The 18803-nt window shown below is 42.2% G+C and carries 13 protein-coding genes and 3 pseudogenes; 6 read left to right on the top strand and 10 right to left on the bottom strand.

All coding sequences use genetic code 11. The features are described from left to right. The first annotated feature begins 217 nt into the window (after positions 1-217). Together Q9R21_RS12545 and Q9R21_RS12540 are read left to right on the top strand one after the other, a co-directional pair. Positions 218-1308 (top strand): annotated as a pseudogene (locus tag Q9R21_RS12545) (IS3 family transposase). Between the two features lie 326 nt (positions 1309-1634). Continuing rightward, positions 1635-2858: a DUF2326 domain-containing protein gene (locus Q9R21_RS12540; protein WP_311204615.1), complete on the top strand. Its 1224-nt coding sequence runs from the start codon at positions 1635-1637 to the stop codon at positions 2856-2858. Between the two features lie 546 nt (positions 2859-3404). On the opposite strand, the pseudogene Q9R21_RS12535 reads toward Q9R21_RS12540, so the two are convergent. Next, positions 3405-3536: pseudogene (locus Q9R21_RS12535) on the bottom strand (arsenate reductase (glutaredoxin)); the annotation flags it as partial. Between Q9R21_RS12535 and Q9R21_RS12530 the strand changes: the two are divergent. Further along, positions 3515-3619: pseudogene (locus Q9R21_RS12530) on the top strand (arsenical resistance protein ArsH); the annotation flags it as partial. The pseudogenes Q9R21_RS12535 and Q9R21_RS12530 overlap by 22 nt on opposite strands. Positions 3620-3727: 108 nt before the next feature. Here the strand turns inward: Q9R21_RS12530 and Q9R21_RS12525 are convergent. From Q9R21_RS12525 to Q9R21_RS12515, 3 genes are all read right to left on the bottom strand, one after another. Further along, positions 3728-5875: a TonB-dependent receptor gene (locus tag Q9R21_RS12525; RefSeq protein WP_311204614.1), complete on the bottom strand. Its 2148-nt coding sequence runs from the start codon at positions 5873-5875 to the stop codon at positions 3728-3730. A gap of 391 nt (positions 5876-6266) precedes the next feature. After that, positions 6267-8669 carry a glucose/quinate/shikimate family membrane-bound PQQ-dependent dehydrogenase gene (locus Q9R21_RS12520; RefSeq protein WP_311204613.1) on the bottom strand — a complete coding sequence of 801 codons (2403 nt, stop codon included), beginning with the start codon at positions 8667-8669 and terminating at the stop codon, positions 6267-6269. 170 nt (positions 8670-8839) lie between these two features. After that, complete coding sequence (locus tag Q9R21_RS12515) at positions 8840-10081, bottom strand: carbohydrate porin (RefSeq protein WP_311204612.1); 1242 nt, start codon at positions 10079-10081, stop codon at positions 8840-8842. Between the two features lie 482 nt (positions 10082-10563). Here Q9R21_RS12515 and Q9R21_RS12510 point away from each other — a divergent pair, with 482 nt between their 5' ends. Then, positions 10564-11172 carry a DUF805 domain-containing protein gene (locus Q9R21_RS12510; protein WP_005247920.1) on the top strand — a complete coding sequence of 203 codons (609 nt, stop codon included), beginning with the start codon at positions 10564-10566 and terminating at the stop codon, positions 11170-11172. Positions 11173-11196: 24 nt separating this feature from the next. Beyond that, positions 11197-11712: a hypothetical protein gene (locus tag Q9R21_RS12505; protein WP_311204611.1), complete on the top strand. Its 516-nt coding sequence runs from the start codon at positions 11197-11199 to the stop codon at positions 11710-11712. Between the two features lie 148 nt (positions 11713-11860). Here Q9R21_RS12505 and Q9R21_RS12500 read toward each other — a convergent pair whose 3' ends face one another. Beyond that, entirely contained in the window at positions 11861-12508 is a 648-nt protein-coding gene (locus Q9R21_RS12500; protein ID WP_004645903.1) for an HAD family hydrolase, read from the bottom strand. A 98-nt stretch (positions 12509-12606) separates the two neighbouring features. Here Q9R21_RS12500 and Q9R21_RS12495 point away from each other — a divergent pair, with 98 nt between their 5' ends. After that, positions 12607-13374: a hydroxymethylpyrimidine/phosphomethylpyrimidine kinase gene (locus Q9R21_RS12495; RefSeq protein WP_253159424.1), complete on the top strand. Its 768-nt coding sequence runs from the start codon at positions 12607-12609 to the stop codon at positions 13372-13374. 72 nt (positions 13375-13446) lie between these two features. On the opposite strand, the gene Q9R21_RS12490 is transcribed toward Q9R21_RS12495, so the two are convergent. From Q9R21_RS12490 to Q9R21_RS12470, 5 genes are all read right to left on the bottom strand, one after another. After that, a complete protein-coding gene (locus Q9R21_RS12490; RefSeq protein WP_311204610.1) occupies positions 13447-14505 on the bottom strand; it encodes a DUF1176 domain-containing protein in 1059 nt (352 codons plus the stop codon). 3 nt (positions 14506-14508) lie between these two features. After that, positions 14509-16941 carry an AI-2E family transporter gene (locus Q9R21_RS12485; RefSeq protein ID WP_311204609.1) on the bottom strand — a complete coding sequence of 811 codons (2433 nt, stop codon included), beginning with the start codon at positions 16939-16941 and terminating at the stop codon, positions 14509-14511. A gap of 121 nt (positions 16942-17062) precedes the next feature. Then, complete coding sequence (locus Q9R21_RS12480; protein WP_311204608.1) at positions 17063-17503, bottom strand: nuclear transport factor 2 family protein; 441 nt, start codon at positions 17501-17503, stop codon at positions 17063-17065. A gap of 429 nt (positions 17504-17932) precedes the next feature. Beyond that, positions 17933-18295 carry a 5-carboxymethyl-2-hydroxymuconate Delta-isomerase gene (locus Q9R21_RS12475; RefSeq protein ID WP_311204607.1) on the bottom strand — a complete coding sequence of 121 codons (363 nt, stop codon included), beginning with the start codon at positions 18293-18295 and terminating at the stop codon, positions 17933-17935. A gap of 135 nt (positions 18296-18430) precedes the next feature. Continuing rightward, positions 18431-18769 (bottom strand): zinc ribbon domain-containing protein YjdM, encoded by a 339-nt coding sequence (locus Q9R21_RS12470; RefSeq protein WP_064097130.1) that lies wholly within the window; start codon positions 18767-18769, stop codon positions 18431-18433. Between the last annotated feature and the right edge of the window lie 34 nt (positions 18770-18803).

The following is an 18803-nucleotide window of genomic DNA, read 5'->3' as shown; positions in this document are numbered from 1 at the left end:
CGGCGATTTGATTTTACTACTTCGCTATTTTTTTAAGCTAAAAGTGTCAACACACCCTAATGATTTTTATAAAGAATGCATCGGAAACTTAAGAAGAATTGAGTCTTATTCCAAACAAAAGAGAGAAATTATAGAGGTAATTCAATGGTAATCCCCCCTAAAAATAATAGGATCTAAAAGTAGAATTTTCTCTTAAAGTATAGGCAGGAGATTCTGCATGAAAACATCTAAATTTACTGACAGTCAGATCATGTCCATTTTGAAACAGGCGGAGTCTGGCACACCTGTAGCCGCCCTTTGTCGTGAACACGGTATGAGTAATGCGACCTTCTATAAATGGCGTGCCAAATATGGCGGTATGGATACATCATTAATGGCAAAACTCAAAGAACTGGAAGCAGAAAATACCAGACTTAAAAAGATGTATGCTGAAGAACGCTTAAAGGCAGAGATCATTCAGGAAGCGATGGCAATGAGCAGCACTGCTGCGCAAGGGTGAGGCCATCTTGCCGACGTAAGATGGCACAACAGGCAGTTGCCCACTATGCGATTAGCATTCGTTTGGCTTGCCGAGGATTTAGTATCAGTGAAACCTGCTACCGTTATCAATCCAAGTTAAACGATGACAATACATTAATTGCAGAACAGCTCATTGAGCTCACTGAAGAAAATACAGATTGGGGTTTTGGTCTGTGTTTCTCTTATCTACGTCATGTTGAAAACCATGTTTGGAATCATAAGCGTGTTTATCGCATTTACTGTGAGTTAGCACTGAATCTGCGCATTAAACCGAGAAGAAGACTAAAACGGCATGCACCAGAACCACTGAAAGAGCCGATCCGGGCAAATCAGGTCTGGTCACTGGATTTTATGCATGACCAGCTGATCGATAGTCGTAAGTTCCGATTGTTGAATGTGATTGATGATTACCGTCGAGAAGGTTTGACTATTGAAGCAGAATTCTCATTACCCACGATCAGGGTTATTCACACATTGAATCAGTTATTGGAATGGCGAGAAAAACCGTTAGTTATTCGGTGTGACAATGGCCCGGAGTTTATCAGTCACGAATTTGTACGCTGGGCAACTGAACAAGGTATTCGTATTGAATATATTCAACCAGGTAAACCACAGCAGAATGCGTATATTGAACGCTATAATCGGACTATACGTTATAGTTGGCTGAGCAAACATTTATTTGATACTTTGGATGAAGTACAAGATTATGCAACAAACTGGCTGTGGCATTACAACCATAAAAGACCACACCAAGCAAACAAAGGAAGGCCACCTCTAATGGCTGCTTAACCTCTACTTTTAACTTCGGTTATTTATGGGAGGATTACCATACTGATCCAGAGTTCAAAACTGAATATAATACAGAGGTCTACAACTTCGTCCAAAATAATCAAGTTTCAGCACAGCTTGAGCTAACTCTGAGAAATAATACTAATATAATTCTTGAAAGAAATCTTATTATAGAGGGTGAGAAATATTATAAAATAAATGATGAAGAAATTAGCTCAATCACAAAGTATAGAGAAAAGTTATCTGAGTTAATTTTTAAAAACAAAGCGTCAAAACCATCATTAAGACAATTAGTTCCCAAATTTATACGTAGTGATGCCTCAAAAATGTCAAATACAATTATGTATTTGCACAAATCTACCTCTCCTCGTGAATATGAACCGATTTTTTTGTTTTTATTTGGATTTCCAGAACCTACTCTTTTTTCTAACAAAAGCAGCTTATCTAGGGAACAAAAAGACTATGAAAAAAGATTATCTGTTTATGAAAAACCTCATTCAAAAAATGTAATTGAGCAAATGCTGAATGTTGTTAATGGAAATATTGTATCCGAAGAAATAAAGATCAATGAATTTCGCCTAAGTGATGCTTATCATCATGAGCTTGAAAATATTAGACAAATCAAATCTAAAATATCTAAACTCTCAACGAGTATATCAGAAGTAGATCTACGTATAGATCTCAACCAACAAACGATCGAAGAACTCACTGAATCATCTAATGAAATTGATTCTGATTATGTTCAAAATTTCTATGATGATGCAGCTATCTATTTACCAAATTTGCAGAAGAAATTTGATGATGTACTAAATTTTCACTCAAAAATGGTTGAAAATAAAGTAAATTTCATCGAAAAATATCTTTCAAAATTGAAACAAGATAGAAATGAACTCCAAAAAGATCTAGATAAAGCATTATTTGAAGAAAGTAGTTTATTGCAAGCCCTCAGTAACAGTGGAACATTGAATGATTTAGAGGTTATGCGCCTGGAATTGAACAGACTTCTTGAACAAAAAGGTGGATTAGAAGCTTCTCTACAAAAAATTAATGAAACGACTGAGCAATTACAAAAAATTTCTACAAATTTAGAAGAAATCAACGGAAAAATTGAAAGATACATTGCTGACTTTAATGAGAAAGTTACTGTATTCAATACTTTTTTTTCTAAGTATTCTAAAAAGCTCTATGAAGAGGAATATATATTTTCATATGAAAAGAAAGATAGCGATGAGTATTACAAATTTAAAATAGCCAATATCAGCGGAAACGTTGGTGGTGGTAAGAAAAAGGGGCAAGTTGCTGCATTTGATTTAGCATATATTTCATTTATAAATGAAGTTGGCCTTTTGTTCCCTCAATTTGTTCTACACGATAGTATTGAGGATATTCATGCCAACCAAATAGAAACTTTATTTAGTCTAGCAAATGAAATTAATGGGCAATATGTAGTCGCTGTACTTAAAGACAAAATTAAATTTCTTGGAAATGATTATATAAACCAAAATACTATATTGTGCCTAGATCAGCATAATAAGTTCTTCCGTATCTAGCAATATTATTGAAACAGAATTTTGAACTGGGCTAGGTTTATCAGAGACAGTTTATTTGTATTTAAATTAGGCCTCGTAAACATGCACGTTAATCTTATCTGTAGTAACTCAAATAGCAAAACATATCTAATTGCTATGTAGCATTTTTGATTAAATCACCCCACCCAGTATAACGTTTCTAACTCAACATCAACTCACCCCAAAACCCCTTATTAATTATTAATTAATTGATTTAATAAGATTTTTTTTGATCATGATCAATCAATGTAGTGTTTCATTTATTGAATTTATAAAAATTTCATTTTATGGTTTATAAATTGTATTTTATTTCAATTTATTCTTTAGATTTTACTTAAATAAATATATTTTAAAATTATGCTTTCTGCTCTAAGTCGCTAATTATTAAACAAAGATAGAAGTTAAAAAATTTCACTTTATGATTGAATCCACAAAAATGACACGATATCTGTCATTTTAACTTTAAATAAAAAGCCACCCCTGCGGTGGCTTTTTTATGATCTGATTGATCTGCTTAAATTCTGAAATTTATTTCAACCGATTCCCTGCTTCATCAATAATCATTTCCCCATTTTCCTTGCTAAAAGCTGCGCGCTGCGGAGCCGAAATAATATCTAAAACAACTTCTGATGGTCGACACAATCTTACACCAAGTTCAGTCTGCTGATCTCAACAATCGATATTCTGAACGAGTCGAAAGTGCCGAGGAATTATCGAAACGGGTAAATCAGCAAAAGATCTAGTTTTATCTCAAATCCTCTGATCAACTTTTCAAAACTTAAATATTAAAAATCCCGCTCAGGAAACGGGATTTTTTATTTTGAAAATTTAACAGCCCTAAATCATTTCAATTAAAATTCTTTTGTCACACTCAGACCAGCGCTCCAGTTCCGCCCTTCTGCCGGCTCAAAGAAACGGCTATTACTTTCATTGACAATCACCGAACCAGAATAATCTTTATCAAACAGGTTATCGACACGCGCAAAAGTATTCACCGCCCAATCTTGCATTTTCCAGTGATAACCTACATTGGCACCAGCGACTGTGTAGCTTGGTGCAGCATCCGAATTCAAGTCATTCACATAAATCTTATCGGAGTAACGCACATCGAGTCCTGCATGTAAGCCACTTTCAGGCTTCCAGCCCAGACTTAAAAATGCCTGATTTTTGGCAATCCCCGGAATATAGTTTCCGGCTGCAATAGCAGCAACCGTACCGATTGCGGGAATGTCAGCATCAAAAGTAGCATCTATATAGCTATAGCTGGCCTGTGCAGTGAGGTCACGCCAAAGGTTTTTGTTCCAGGAGAGTTCAATACCTTCTCTTAAAGTTTTATCTGCGTTTCGGAAAGTCGCACGTCCTCCCTCACTTCCTGCCGAGACAATGTCATTTTTAGTTTGGGTCTGAAAAACTGCAACAGTAAAATCACCTAATGTATTTGCAGACTTCAACCCCATCTCATAGGTTTCACTTTCTGCTGCTTTTAGATTAAATGTGCGGCTACTACCATCCGCTGGATAAGCCATTTCGGTAAAAGTTGGAGTTTCAAAGCCTTGGGCATAGCTGGTATAGGCCATCAGTTCAGGTAGAATTTGCCAACTTAGAGCCAGTGAAGGTAGTAATTTCTGATAATCGGTTTTACCCGAATTATTGCCATTCGCCAGAAACTTGTCTTTAGACTTGAAATGTACATTGCTATAGCGCAGGCCGGCATCTAAAGTCCAATCGGGAGCAAAATGATAAGAAGCTTGCAAATACGGATCTAAATTCCACAGGGTATTATCTTCATCTCGACGCAGTTCGCCTTTGACTCCCAAGCGATCATCTAAAAAGTTTTGATAGCCTTTACGGTCTTCGGTCATGGCATCTACGGCGACACCTGCAATCAGTTTAGTATTTGGTAGAATATCTTTACCCGTCCAGCGTAAATCTGTCCCATAAAAATTACGGTCAAAATCAATGACACCACCGGGATGATTTCGGGCTAGTTGAACTGTATTAGGTTTACAAATATCAGTATTTTCTTCATATGCACACTTTGGGATCGACTGATATTGCGTGACTGCGCGCTGTCCCCAGTAGGCCATGCCATACAGTTCATGCTGATCATTGATCGGCTTATTCCATGTTAAGCCAGTTTGCACCTGCTCAATTTCTTTACGAGCATTGTATTTGGTGACATTACCAACCACTTGCTTCGGATTGACTTCCCATTGTGGACGAGTTAAACCACCTGGATCATCTGCTTCAATTTTGACGTAGTTATTGACCCAGTTAATTTTACTACCATCTTCCAGATCCCAAGTCAGCTTGGCATTATTCAGAACTTTATGTGCACTGCTGTTGTCACGGTAACCATTGGTATCAAAATAAGACGAGCTAATGACATAGCTTGGCTCTGAAGCATTCTCTGAACCGCCTTGCAAAACCAGCTTGGTCTGCCCTTTATTCTGGCTCCCTGCAGAATGCCCCAGTTCAATTGAGTCAGCGCCTTGCCCCTCTCGCGTGGTGGTTAAAATCGTCCCCCCGGAAGAGTTGCCATACAGCGAGGAAAATCCACCACCTAAAACCTCAATATGGTCCAGACTGTTCAAATCAATATTCGAGGTTTGTCCCTGCCCATCCGGCATCGTTGCAGGGATTCCATCCACATATAAACGCACACCACGCACACCGAAACTGGAGCGTGCGCCAAAGCCTCGCATCGAAATTTGCAGGTCCTGGGCATAGTTTTCACGATTATTTAACTGTAATCCTGGAACACCTTTTAATGTTTCCGAAAGGTTCACATTCATGCTGTTATCTTGTTCTTGATTCAGATAATACACTGACGCCGGTGTGGTCAATCGCTCCCGATCGGTACGGGTCGCTTGAATGACAATCGTGTCTAACCTTTGGACTTCTTGTGTGTCATTTTCTGCATAAATATTCTGACCTGCGCAAGCAATCAGGCAGGACAAGGTCGATCTCACAAATGGAAGTTTCGGGCTTTGATACATAAATGACAGGCCTTATTTGAAAGTGGTTTAATGCGGCAAATACCTTATCGAGATGGCGTACATCTCATGATTCAATTCATTTTGTTTTAAACATCGATACCAAATAAATGTACTGATTCGATGACATATAGTTCGCTCAATGGATAGAAAAACTTTGAGCTTAAAATTCTGTGTTCGGTAAATTCAGACTTGATTAATCCTTTATCTGAATAGCACTGAAAATCAGCCATATACAAAGAATATTATTTTAATGTGATCTGAATGAAATTGATCTTTCAGCAACAAATCAACATCATTTCTCTGTGTCCTTAAAACTCGATGTAGGCATTCAACAATACATAATAAAAAAGCCTGACGAATCAGGCTTCTTCATACTTAATTAGAGGTTCAACTATTTATTGTCTGGCAAGGCATAAGCCACCAGAGAGTCGCCCATTTTGGTGCCAAAGGAACCATGACCACCTGCCATAATGACCACATACTGCTTGCCATTGGCTTCATAGGTCATTGGTGTAGCCTGACCACCTGCAGGTAGACGACCTTTCCATAGTTCATCACCGTTGTTCACGTTAATGGCACGGATGTAGTTATCTTGAGTTCCACCCACAAACATCACGTTGCCCGCAGTTGAAATAGGTCCACCCAGCATCGGCACACCCATTTTGAATGGCGGCAATGGAATGCCTGGCATACTGTCACGAATGGTACCGATACGGCGTTTCCAGGCCACTTCATGAGTATTTAAGTCCACACCTGCAACAAAGCCCCATGATGGCTGTTTACACGGCAGCCCAAACGGAGACAGGAACGCACTGATTTCAACGCCATAAGGCACGCCATACATCGGTTGAACGCCGGCTTCTGTGCCTGCACCTTTAGCCGTCTTAGGACGGTTCGGATCTTGAGGAATCAGTTTTGATACAAATGGCAGGCCAATCGGGTTGGTCAGTGCAATTTGACGGTCCGGATTCACCGACATACCGCCCCATTCAAACACACCCAGGTTACCCGGGAAGACCAGCGTCCCATTTTCAGAAGGTGGGGTATAAATGCCATCGTAATTCAATTTGTGGAACGCAACACGGCAGACCAACTGGTCGAACATGGTCGCACCCCACATCTGTTTATCGGTCAATTTCTCTTGTGGCGCCAGATTAAAATCAGAGAACGGTTGAGTTTTAGAATAGAACTCGCCTTTGGTTTGAGGTCCACGCTTCACAGATTGCGGTACCGGTTTCTCGGTAATCGGTACAATGGCTTTACCATTACGACGATCCAGCACAAAAGCATTCCCGGTTTTGGTCAAGACATAAATAGCCGGAATCATATTCCCGTTTTTATCTTTGATCTCGGTCAATGTCGGCTGTGAAGGTACGTCCATATCCCACAAATCGTGATGGGTAGTCTGGAAGTTCCATACCAGTTTGCCGGTCGTCGCATTCAAGGCCAGCATCGAGTTGGCATAACGCTCGTCCAGCTCAGTCCGGTGACCACCATAAATATCCGGTGTACCGACACCCGTTGGTACGTAGACGATATCCAGCTCTGCATCATAGGCCAAAGGTGCCCATGCATTAGGTGAATTATGTACAAATTTTTGACCCGGTGCAGGAATCAAATTCGGATCTTCAGCGCCTGTGTCAAATACCCAAAGCAGTTCACCGGTATTGACATCATAACCACGGATCACACCCGATGGTTCTTCAGTTGAATAGTTGTCGGTAGTTGAACCCGCAATAATAATGGTGGTGCCGGTTACTACAGGCGGTGAGGTTGGAATATAACCGCCCGGATATGGGAATGGCATATCTTTTTGCAGATCGACTTCGCCATTTTTACCAAAATCAGAACAGACTTTACCGGTGGTCGCATTGACCGCCACTAAACGCCCATCATTGACCGGTAAAATGACTTTTTGTGGACATTCAGCAGAGCTGCTTTTTTTCGCAGCGAGACTGCTTTCAAAACCAGCCGTATTGTTGACATCATAATAAGACACGCCACGACAGGTTAAATGCTGATAGGTATGATCAGCTTTCAGCTTTGGATCATAGGTCCATTTCGCCTTACCTGTTGCCGGATCAAGCGCAGTCAATTTCTGGTGAGTGGTACAGATGTACATGTTGTCACCCACCTTGATTGGGGTAACCTGATTGGTGGTTTCACCCGAGTCATTTTCAGTCTTGAATTCGCCCGTGTGATATTCCCAAGCCACCTGCAAATCTTTGACATTTTCAGTATTAATCTGCTTTAACGGTGAATACCGTAAACCGGACTGGGTACGACCATAAGCAGGCCAGTCTTCATCTGCCACACCGGGAATTGGCTGGTGAGTTGCAGGCTGCTGGGATTTTAATTCACCGCGAATTTCTTGCGGGTCATTAAATACAGCATAAATCATGACAGCGATGGTAATGGCTAATGAAGCACCCAAGGCAATTTTCGCGGTTTTAGCATGATCAAAGCCACGTGTGGTAGCCGGAATCAGCAGGGCCAGACCAAACAGCCCTAAAATATCTAAACGCGGCGCAAGTGCAAAGAAATCTGAACCGACTTCCCACAGCCCCCACACCACTGTCGCCAAAACGAATATGGCATAAACAAGGAGTGCAGCACTTTTTCGTTTATACAAGAGAACTGCGGTCGCAATAAAGAGAATACCTGCAATGATGTAGTACCAAGACCCACCCAGCACTGCAAGATAAATCCCTCCAATCAGCAGTCCTATACCGAAAACAGCGGCAATGACCGCTAAAATTGTTTTCAGTACTGAACCTGATGATGAAGTATTCATATTGAACACCTATAAAAGTTTTTTTGAAAGTCCATGCACATGACACGCATGAGCACCCTTATTGTTAAATTCTGAGTTATAAATACATCAATGTCTTAAGCAGGCATTGCCCATTACTGCAACAAAGCACCTAGAGATTCAATAGTGTATTTGCAACTAAAAACTATATTTTAAAATGACGTATTAAACTTGATTCCGCCCACCCATACATTTTCACCGTCTTTGTCCGCACCGACGTGACGCACATATTGCACATTCGGGCGAATAGTGAGCCAGTTGGTGGCATGTAAGCCATAATAAATTTCTGCATCGATTTCTTGATAACGGTCAGCACTGACATCGTCATTCATGTTGATACGTGCAATACCAAATGCGATTTCATCTTGAGGGCGTGAATCGATTGCACCCTTATAAACCAGCCCGATATTTTGCATATCACTGACATTATTGGTTTTGGAGTCATGCACTGTCGCATTTATAAAGCCGGTCAAACCACGCGAAGCATCTCCGTCATGTGCAGTTAATTGTTGCTTGGCAACGATCCAGCCACCATGGTGATGATCGGTTTGATCTGGATTGGAAATGACTTCAGCTTCCGCCGTGCTGTAGTAATAACCGGCGCGGTATTCACCTGGCAATTTTTGTGTGCCCAGTTTAGGCGTCCAGACCACTTCTGCAGGAAGCATTGCCCCTTTGGAGCCGTCCGTGCTCAGGTTAAATCCTTTGCCACGTTCCAGATTCTCAGGGTTGTATTCATAAGCACCGATCTGGGCATAAAATTCAGGGTTAATGTTGTATTTGACCCGGGCTGCCCATTGGCTTACCGGCCAGTTGTACCACTGATCGCCAACCCAGTTCCCGACTTGTGAACCGCATAGGGCCAGATTCTGGAAATCACAGTCAAAACTATTGAAGTCTTCACCCTCACCAAAGCGTCCGACTTTCACATCCAGTTTTTGTTCCAGGAATTTTTTCTTGATCCATAAATCAGTCAGACGCCAGGTTTGACCACGGCCCCAGACCTCTTGCACTGAACTCAGATGGTCGTTTAAAGCAGCAGTGCTTTGAGACAGTGACTGACCATTACGCTGGGTGACAGTAATTTGCGCTTCGGTATCTTGCCAGCCTGCAATCTTTGCCAGATCCAGATGTGCCCCAAAAACAAACTGGTCCGCATATTCAGTTCTATGGCTTGAAGATCTTTGCGCATCAATCAGGCTTGCCATTTCACCCGTATAACCAAAACTGAAATCATAGCCCTGATTTTGGAGTGCTGTACGTTGCCCGTTCCAGTCACCGAGCATCCACGGGCTTTCCGAACTGAAAGCAGCTTCAGCATGCACAGTGGTCGTGGTTAAGATGAAAGAGGCACAGCAAAGGTAAACGGCCTTCGATAATGGGGAGAGATACATTGAATGTGATACCTTCATCACAATATGAAGCTTTTTATTATACGCCTGTTGATTTTAAAAAATCGTTACTAATAGATAAAAAGTATGAATAAAATGTTATATTTATTAGTATTATTATATGCTTTTTGTAAATTTAAAATTTATAAGTATCTGTTTATCATCATATTAAATTTAACAACATCAAACTATAGTTCCAAAGAAAAATTTGATATTCATCAGATAGATTTAGCTTTAATTTCTTATAATAAGTTCAGCGATAAGTCAGCGCCATTAATGTTTAATATTCTTCATTTCAAAGCATGCAACGCCATATTTTTTGTTGATTGAATACTGAATCACTATTGCGATAAGGCTTTTAAAAACATAAGAAAATTTCCGCCATTCCCCTATGAATTTTTAAAAATTAGATTATGCTAAAGTTATTCTGATAAGAAATTGCGTCGCTTTAAAAAAATAATCTAGCTTAATAGACGAGAACAAGCATGAAAGGTTCAATCCTTGATTTTTCTATTCAACACAATACCGGTTTTATCTCGGGGGATGATAATCAGCGCTATAGCTTTAATGGCGCAGACTGGCGTAGTGAGCGTCCACCTTCACGCGGTGATCGGGTCGATTTTATCGTCAATACCGCGGGGGAAGCATCTGAGGTTTATTTAGCTTTAGGCAGTTCTATTTATCTGGGAGAAAAAATTTCCAGTCAGCTCGGCAAATATTCAAATCTGGATCAAGCCGAGGAAAATTACAGCAGCATTGACTGGTTTGTAAAATGTCTGACCAACTATGCAAACTTTTCCGGCCGCGCACGCCGTAAAGAATTTTGGTTCTTTATGCTGTTTTGTGTAATTTTAGGCATTATTGCTGAGGTAATTGATACAGTTTTAGGCACTAAACCGCTGGTGAATAGCCTGCTCAATCTGGCACTTCTAGTCCCAAGTCTGGCCGTTGGCGCGCGTCGCTTGCATGATGTAGGGCGCTCTGGTTGGTGGCAATTACTGACGCTTACCGTGATTGGTATACTGGTACTGATCTGGTGGTGGGCAACTGAAACCAAGCAACAAAACAATGAATATGGTGCTCCTGCCAAATAACCGAACCTTACAAATCCCGTCTTGATGCGGGATTTGTTTATCGATTATTTAATGACTAAATATCAGCAAAATCAGACTTTCTCCATGCTGCAAGATCAATTAGTGAAATTTCCAGATGCTGTATGGGTGCAAATCTATAAAGATAAAATGCAGCTGATGAATATAGATGGCACGATTACGCATACTCTGCTACCCGATGTGTCTTATGTCCATCCGCGGAGTATTATTGCCGACTTTGATGCAGCGGCGGTGACGCTGAAACAGCTGTTACCCTCCTCAATGATGAAGAAACTATTTAGCTCTATAGCATTCCTGCAAATCATGGATCTGCCTGAAGACGGTTTAACCGAAGTTGAAAAGCGCGCGTTACTCGAACTCGGTTATGAAAGTAGCGTGCAAAATGTCATCCTGTTTGACCATGCAGGAAATGCTCTGACCAAAGCCAGAGTTCCCCCCCAACATCGAATGACGATCATCAACATTTTACTGGTGATCATCATTATGGTGGTGCTGGCATCGACCTGGTTTTTGACGCTTTAAATGTTCATCCAAGAGCAAAAATCCCGCACGCTGCGGGATTTTTATTGAGATAACAATCTAATAAGAGAGTTGATCTGTATAGATGTAGCAGCTTATAGACAAAATATCTCTAAAAATCAGCTCAAATAAAATAAGCAAAAATTAGGGTTTATTTAAAATAATCTAGCAACTGATTAAAGCGGTCTATTTGATATTTAGGCTGTGCCAGTGCTAACTCTTCCTGACTACCATAACCATAATTTACCGCAATAGTATCAATACCATTTTGACGGGCACCAAAAATGTCATGCTCACGGTCACCCACCATCAGGCATTGATCGGCCTGTAATTTTTGCTGCTCTAAAATATACTGAATCAGCTCAGCTTTATTGGTTCGCTCGCCATTCAGCTCACTACCATAAATGTCGGTAAAATACTGGGCCAGATCAAAATGTTCCAGAATCTGTTTGGCATACACTGTCGGTTTTGCTGTAGCAACAAACAAGCGATAACCACGGCGTTTCAGTTCTGCCAGCGTTTCTGCTACACCCTCAAAAACATGATTTTCATAGAGACCCTTGACTGCAAAGCGCTCCCGATAACCCATCAAGGCCTGTTCAGCCAGAACATGATCGGCCTCAACATTTAAAATTTTGGCAAGCGAGGCTTTTAAGGGCGGACCAATAATCCAGTCGATATTGATCTCGTCACTAATCGGATGACCGATCTTTTCCAGACCATAGCGTGCAGACGTCGTAATCCCCACTTTCGGATCGGTTAATGTCCCATCCAGATCAATTAAAATATTCTTAATCACCGCCCATCCCCTCTCATTAGTACCGATATAAATTAATATCGAGAGTTCATTCAAATTTGCCTATACTAATGCAATTTTAGTGAATGAAGGACATCATTTTGCGCCCTACCGTACTTTGCTTTTCCGGTTTAGACCCTTCAGGTGGAGCCGGCCTTCAAGCAGATATTGAAGCCATTGGTCAAAGTGGTGCACATGCGGCAATTGCCTGCACAGCCCTCACTATTCAAAATTCACAGCAGGTTTTTGGTTTCGAAGCCACTTCCAGAGAATTGCTGTTGGCACAGGCCAATGCGGTGGTCAATGACCTGCCCATTCGTTGCGTAAAATCTGGCATGTTAGGCACCACAGACAATATCGCAGCACTGGCCGAGTTTCTGGCTGCACATCCAGATTATCTGTATGTGCTGGATCCGGTTTTGGTCGCCAATAGTGGCGGTTCGCTGGGCAATCAGGAAACGCTGGTCAAAGCATTTACCCAGCTGATTCCATTGGCCACCATCTTAACGCCGAATACGGTTGAACTACGTGCCCTAACGGGTGAGCAGGACCTCAAACTGGCTACTCAAAAATTATTTGAAATGGGTGCACAGGCGGTTTTGGTCAAAGGCGGTCATGAAGATACGCCAGATTACATTCAGAACAGCCTGTATATTGCAGGTGAACTGGTCAACGAAACTCGCTGTCCACGTCTACCAGGTGAATATCATGGTTCAGGCTGTTCATTGGCCAGTTTCATAGCCGGACGTCTGGCCATGGGCGACCAGTTAAAAACTGCAGTACAGTATGCTGAAACCTGGCTATTTGGAGTATTAAAAAATGCTGAAATTCCTGTTCCAAATGGCCAGAGAATTCCAAAGCGTTTTTAAAATCACATGTTTTAAAATTAAAAAGCCTGAATGCGTCAGGCTTTTTTTATCGCTGCTATTTTATAAACAATACTATTTGGCCTGATAAATGACTTTGCTTACGTAGGTCGGTAAATTCCAAGCACCACCGGCGAAGCCTTTACATTGCACGGTCAGACTACTGAAGCTTTTGACAAATTTCTTGCCATTCCAGGCCCATTCGTCCTGACTCAGACAATCACCCAAACCACGTACTTTATGCCCAGAAAATATCTGGCCTTGGCTAAATGTTTCTCCCGAGGTGGTTACTAGCTGTTTCAGTTGCTTATTTTGATCCATCAGCCAGAAGCCACTACCCATATTATAAGCCCCGCGCCAGCACGGCACCTGAACCAGCTGATTCTGGGCATTAATGGGATAAATGGTCATGACATCATCATTGAGAAAACGCTGGCTAAACAGCAAATCACATTGATCCTCGTTGGTGGTGGCTTTCAGTTTTCGAATCATCTGCTGACTGGCTGCCGTATTCAATTTCGCTTGAGTGACTTTGCCTGACTGATATTTTGGTATCTGAATTTTCGGTATCGCTGCAGCTTTGAGCACCGCCTGATTGGATTTTTTCCCCGGCCTGATCAAGGCTGAGGGCGTAGAAAGTCGACGCTGAAATTCATCCATATTCAGTAAAACGGCACTGGCACCGGCGGTCGATAAGTTCCAGCGTGATTGCGCATTTTTAAATATCACTGGACTCGTTCCCTGCACTGCTTTCAGCAAGGCACGCGTTTGACTGCTATTGAGTTGCCCTATTCCTTCCCGATTGAGACCAATCACGCCATAAGGTGTGCTGGCAATTTGTAGCTGAAGCTGTCGTGTGGGTGTGGCAGCAGCTAAGGGTAAAATCTGGACTTGGGCTTTGATAACACTGTTTACACCCCCCGCACGCTCCAATAAAACTGAAACTGGCTGATCAATATCTTGATCCGATTGATAACCGGCAGCGCGGCAGGTGCCGGTATTATCACAGGCAATTTCCCAGTCTTTATGTGAAAAATGCAGTCCCTGCATGGCCGCTAGACTTAATGAGCTGATACTGGCTAGACCAAATGTGATACTCATGATTTTGATGCTGTAGATCCATTTTTGTTTCATCATTTAGTCCTTATTTAAAATGCTTGCCGAGGTGGCTGGCTGCATCTGCTCAATCTGCTTCTGTTTATCTTTTTTCTTACGCTCGTTGCTCAAAGTCGCCATTAAATCCTGTGCCAAAGCCTTAAGCAGAATCATATCTTCGGCCTGCATCTGTCTCGGTTGTTTATCCAGCAGACACAGACTCCCAAGCGCAATTCCATTTTTATCTTTTAAGGGCACACCGGCATAGAAACGGATATGATACTGTCTTAATTCTGACAGATGTGGAAAGCGCGGGTCACGCTGCAAGTCTTCTATCACCAAAGGTTCATTCTGATAGAGCAGATGGGTGCAGACTGAATCCTTGCACATTTGCTGGGTTGCCTCCTGGGTAAAAGGACTGACTGGAATATACATTTCATGCTGATTCAGCCAGGAAATTTGCGCGTAGTCGACATCAAAAGCCTGACGGGCTTCTTCAATATATTGTTTATAAAGGATCTGATGAAAGTGATCTAATAATCCCAACTCATTTAAGGCCTGCTGCCGTTCTTTTTCATTCTTGATCTCCAGATTCTCAAACCAGCTTTCCCCTTCATTCAAGGTATAAGTTTCGATAGTCAGAATCAGATCATCGACATTATTGACCAGTGCCTGCAGCTCAAAACGTTGTTGCAGTTCATCCAGAAGCTCCAGCTGCATCACACTCCAAGTCGCAAAAATGATTTTCAGCTCAGGATATTGCTGCGCCAGTCTATATTTCAGCAACCGAATCTGTGCCGCAGGCGCATGATGAAAAATAGACACACATAAAATCTTGATCGAAGCTGGCAGTACAATACCCTTTCCTGATTCACTCGATTGAATCAGCACATCCAGATCATTTCGGGCAGCAATATTTTTGAGATTTAGGGCATGCGCCAACATGGCAGAAATCTGGGTGTCAATTTCCCAACGCGCACCAACACAATAAACTTCGGGCTGCTCGGCACTCATCTTACTCGGATAGGCTTTTTGAAACGCATGATTAAAGAACTGCAAGCCCTGATAAAGACGCAACCGGTGTTCGGCAGTGACATCGGTATCATGTCCTTGAGAATAAATCCGAATGGCTGGAATGGCCACTTCGCCATAGAACATTTGTACCCGACGGGCCACCTCCTCTGCACTGGGCTTTTTCGGTAATTGCGCACAGATGTAATCATTGGCTACCTGCATTGCATCATTGACTTCATCAGCCACCAGTCGTTGGTAAAAGCGTTCGGAGGGTGACAATACTGGCGTACTGCCAAGTAAGGTTTTGACAAAACCCAGTGCCGGTACATAATTGGACAAAACCAGCAGGCAGGCAGTCAAAGGCGTCGACAAGATCAGCCCTACCGGTCCCCAGAGGGTGGTCCAGAACGTAGCAGCCAGAATAATTGCCAAAGTAGACAGACCGGTACTTTCCCCATAGAGCCACGGTTCAATCACGTTATTGCTGATGAGTTCCAGCACCAGTATCAAGGCCACAGTCCAGAGCACCATGTCCCAGCCCGGATCAACGGCGAAAGCCAGTGTAATCGGGAAAATAGCTGAAACGATCGGGCCAACATAGGGTACAAAACGCATAACCACCGCGACCAGCCCCCACATGATCGCTGCTGGCACGCCAATCAATAACAGCCCAATCGCCATGGGAATACCATAAGTGACATTGACCAGCAGCTGCATGCGCAAATAGGTTCCGATACTTTTGCCGGCATCATCCAGCGCATCGGTGCCGATATTCAGATTACCGCCCAAGAGTTTCAGAAAACGGTCATGCAAGTCTTTGCCATTGAATAAAATCAATACCATAAACAGGAACACAATCCCGATAATCGCCAGTGGATTCAGAATTTTATTCAACCAGTCCAGCGCAGCCTCTTCACTCGTTGGTTCCAGGCCCACGACTTTGACATTCTGCACATTCGGGTCTTCTGTTTCCTGTTCTTGGGTGTCTATCGAATTTTCTACCGTGTCAAAGGTCTGGATCGCACCGTCCCACATACTCGGTCCCTGACGATAATTTTCGAGCATTTTCAGTTTTTGCTGGATGGTGTCCTGATATTGCGGCAGTTCCTGACTCAGCTTACCAAGCTGCACCCCCAGATAAGTTGCAGTGCCGCCCAGAAATGACAAGGTCAGGCACATGACCAGGCCAATCGCCGCCCATTGGGGACAGCCCCAGCGCTTTAAGCGAGAAACTAGAGGAGAAAGTAAAAATGCCAGCAGAATGGCCAAAGCCAGCGGAATAAAAATATCACGGCCAAAATACAATGCCGTCATGACTACAGCAGCAATTACAAAGCCTGCCATCATTCTGAGTGCATGTTGGGTGCGCTGCCGCTCGGACTGATCCGGCATCAATACTTCAGTCTGTTGTTGCAGGTTGGCCTGTCGTGGTTTTACTTGACTGTTCTTGTTGTTATCCACCTGAAAAGTCCTAAAATATTATTCCTTCAACATAATTTAGGACTTTCTATATTTTTGTTACAAAGGTATTCCTGTAATCATTTGCAAAGATATTTCACTTAAATCTTTTCAGGTAAATAGATTAACTCACGCTTTTGATCCGGCGCATTTTCCGGGTTTCGAGTTGCACAGGGACTGAAGTATGTTGATGCAGCAATTGCCATTTGCCCTGCTGCTTGCTCAAGCACATGCTGACCCGACACCAGCCCAGCTGGAGAATCGGTTCAATCACCGCATAACTCACCCGTACATAACCATCGACTACAGCCAGATCAGAAGTGACATGAATATTAAGGTCTTGGCGTTCGATGCGTATGCCTTCCGGTATAAATGCCCGATATTGCTGCCAGAGTGCCTGATAGGCTTCTACACCTTTCACTTCCATACTGACATCGACCAGACGGATATCGGGTCGGCATAATTGAACAATATCCTGAATTTCAAGTCTGGCTACGGCATTATCCCACTCCTGAAGAAATGCCATGACTTCCTGAGCCAATTTTTCATCCCCAAAAACCTGCATAAAATTTCCTTCAACCGGACAAGTCAGACCTGAAATCTGGGATTCAATCAACTCACCGGATTTCTGATCTTTTTGTTCTTATTATTATGCCTATGCTAAAGCGTTATTCTCGCTTTGCTCTTCCCACTGCCGGATTGGATACAGCTCACCTGAAGATTATTTTTTAAATTATTTTTATTTCAATCAGGATGAATATGCTGTTTCTAAATTGGATGATTCAAAAATCAGCAGCGATTAAAAGTTACTTTAGAACTTTTATTGCATGCCTGTAAATGACATAAAGCGTCATTTAAAAATAGAAATAATTTTAGATCTGAATAAGATAGCGGGCTGTTACAGACCAAGTCGATCTGTTTATAAATTTCGTATGGCATTAATAAAGTTTTAAGGCATTTGATCCATGCCATATCAACAGATAAAAGCCATCATTCAGATAATGGCTTTACTATAGGTCTGCTTTGGCATTTCAATGATTTCGACACAAAGCTGTATTTTTAAGTCTGGCTGGGCCGCAATATATTGCTGCATGACGTCGAGCACCAATTCGGAAATTGCCTGACGAACTTCGACACTGCGCCCGCTCAACAGTGAAACTTTAGCATGCACATAGGCCTGATCTGTAACAGCATTCAGTCCAATCACATAATCCTGCTGCATAATCGCACGACTTTTTAAATCATTGGGATCGGTGACATGGCCGGCGTTAAAAAGTGCCTGATGGATCACGACCAATAAGGGTTTGATCTCGATATGTTGCAGATTGTCAGAATATTCCAGATGCAGGTGTGGCATTAAAGTGGTCTCAAATCGAAACGTGAGGATCAGGGCAACAGGAAAATAATCTGCCCAGAATTTCAGCAATAATGAGAATAATACGATTAATCAACCGTATTATTCTCTCGTCAGAATTTTAGTCTAGGGCTAAATTTAAGCTTTCTTTACATATTCTGATTTCAGTTTCATCGGGCCGATTCCCTCGATTTTACAATCGATATCATGCCCATCGGCAGCATCAGGCAGCAAGCGGATACTTTTGACTTTGGTGCCCACTTTCACCACTGAAGATGAACCTTTGATTTTCAGGTCTTTAATCACCGTTACGCTATCACCGTCCGCCAGCACATTGCCATTGGCATCCTTAATGATCACTTGCTCTTCAGTGATTTCACCTTCTTTCCACTCGTGTGCGCATTCTGGACAGATCAGTAGATCGCCATCTGCATAGGTATATTCAGATTGACATTTTGGACAGTTTGGCAGACCCATAAGAACCTCGAAAAAAAGAGAAAAATAAAATAAA

It is taken from the genome of Acinetobacter sp. RG5 (genome assembly GCF_031844265.1).
Classification (GTDB): Bacteria; Pseudomonadota; Gammaproteobacteria; order Pseudomonadales; family Moraxellaceae; genus Acinetobacter.
Note: the sequence above shows the minus strand (reverse complement) of the source record. Positions and strands in the feature narration are given on the sequence as shown.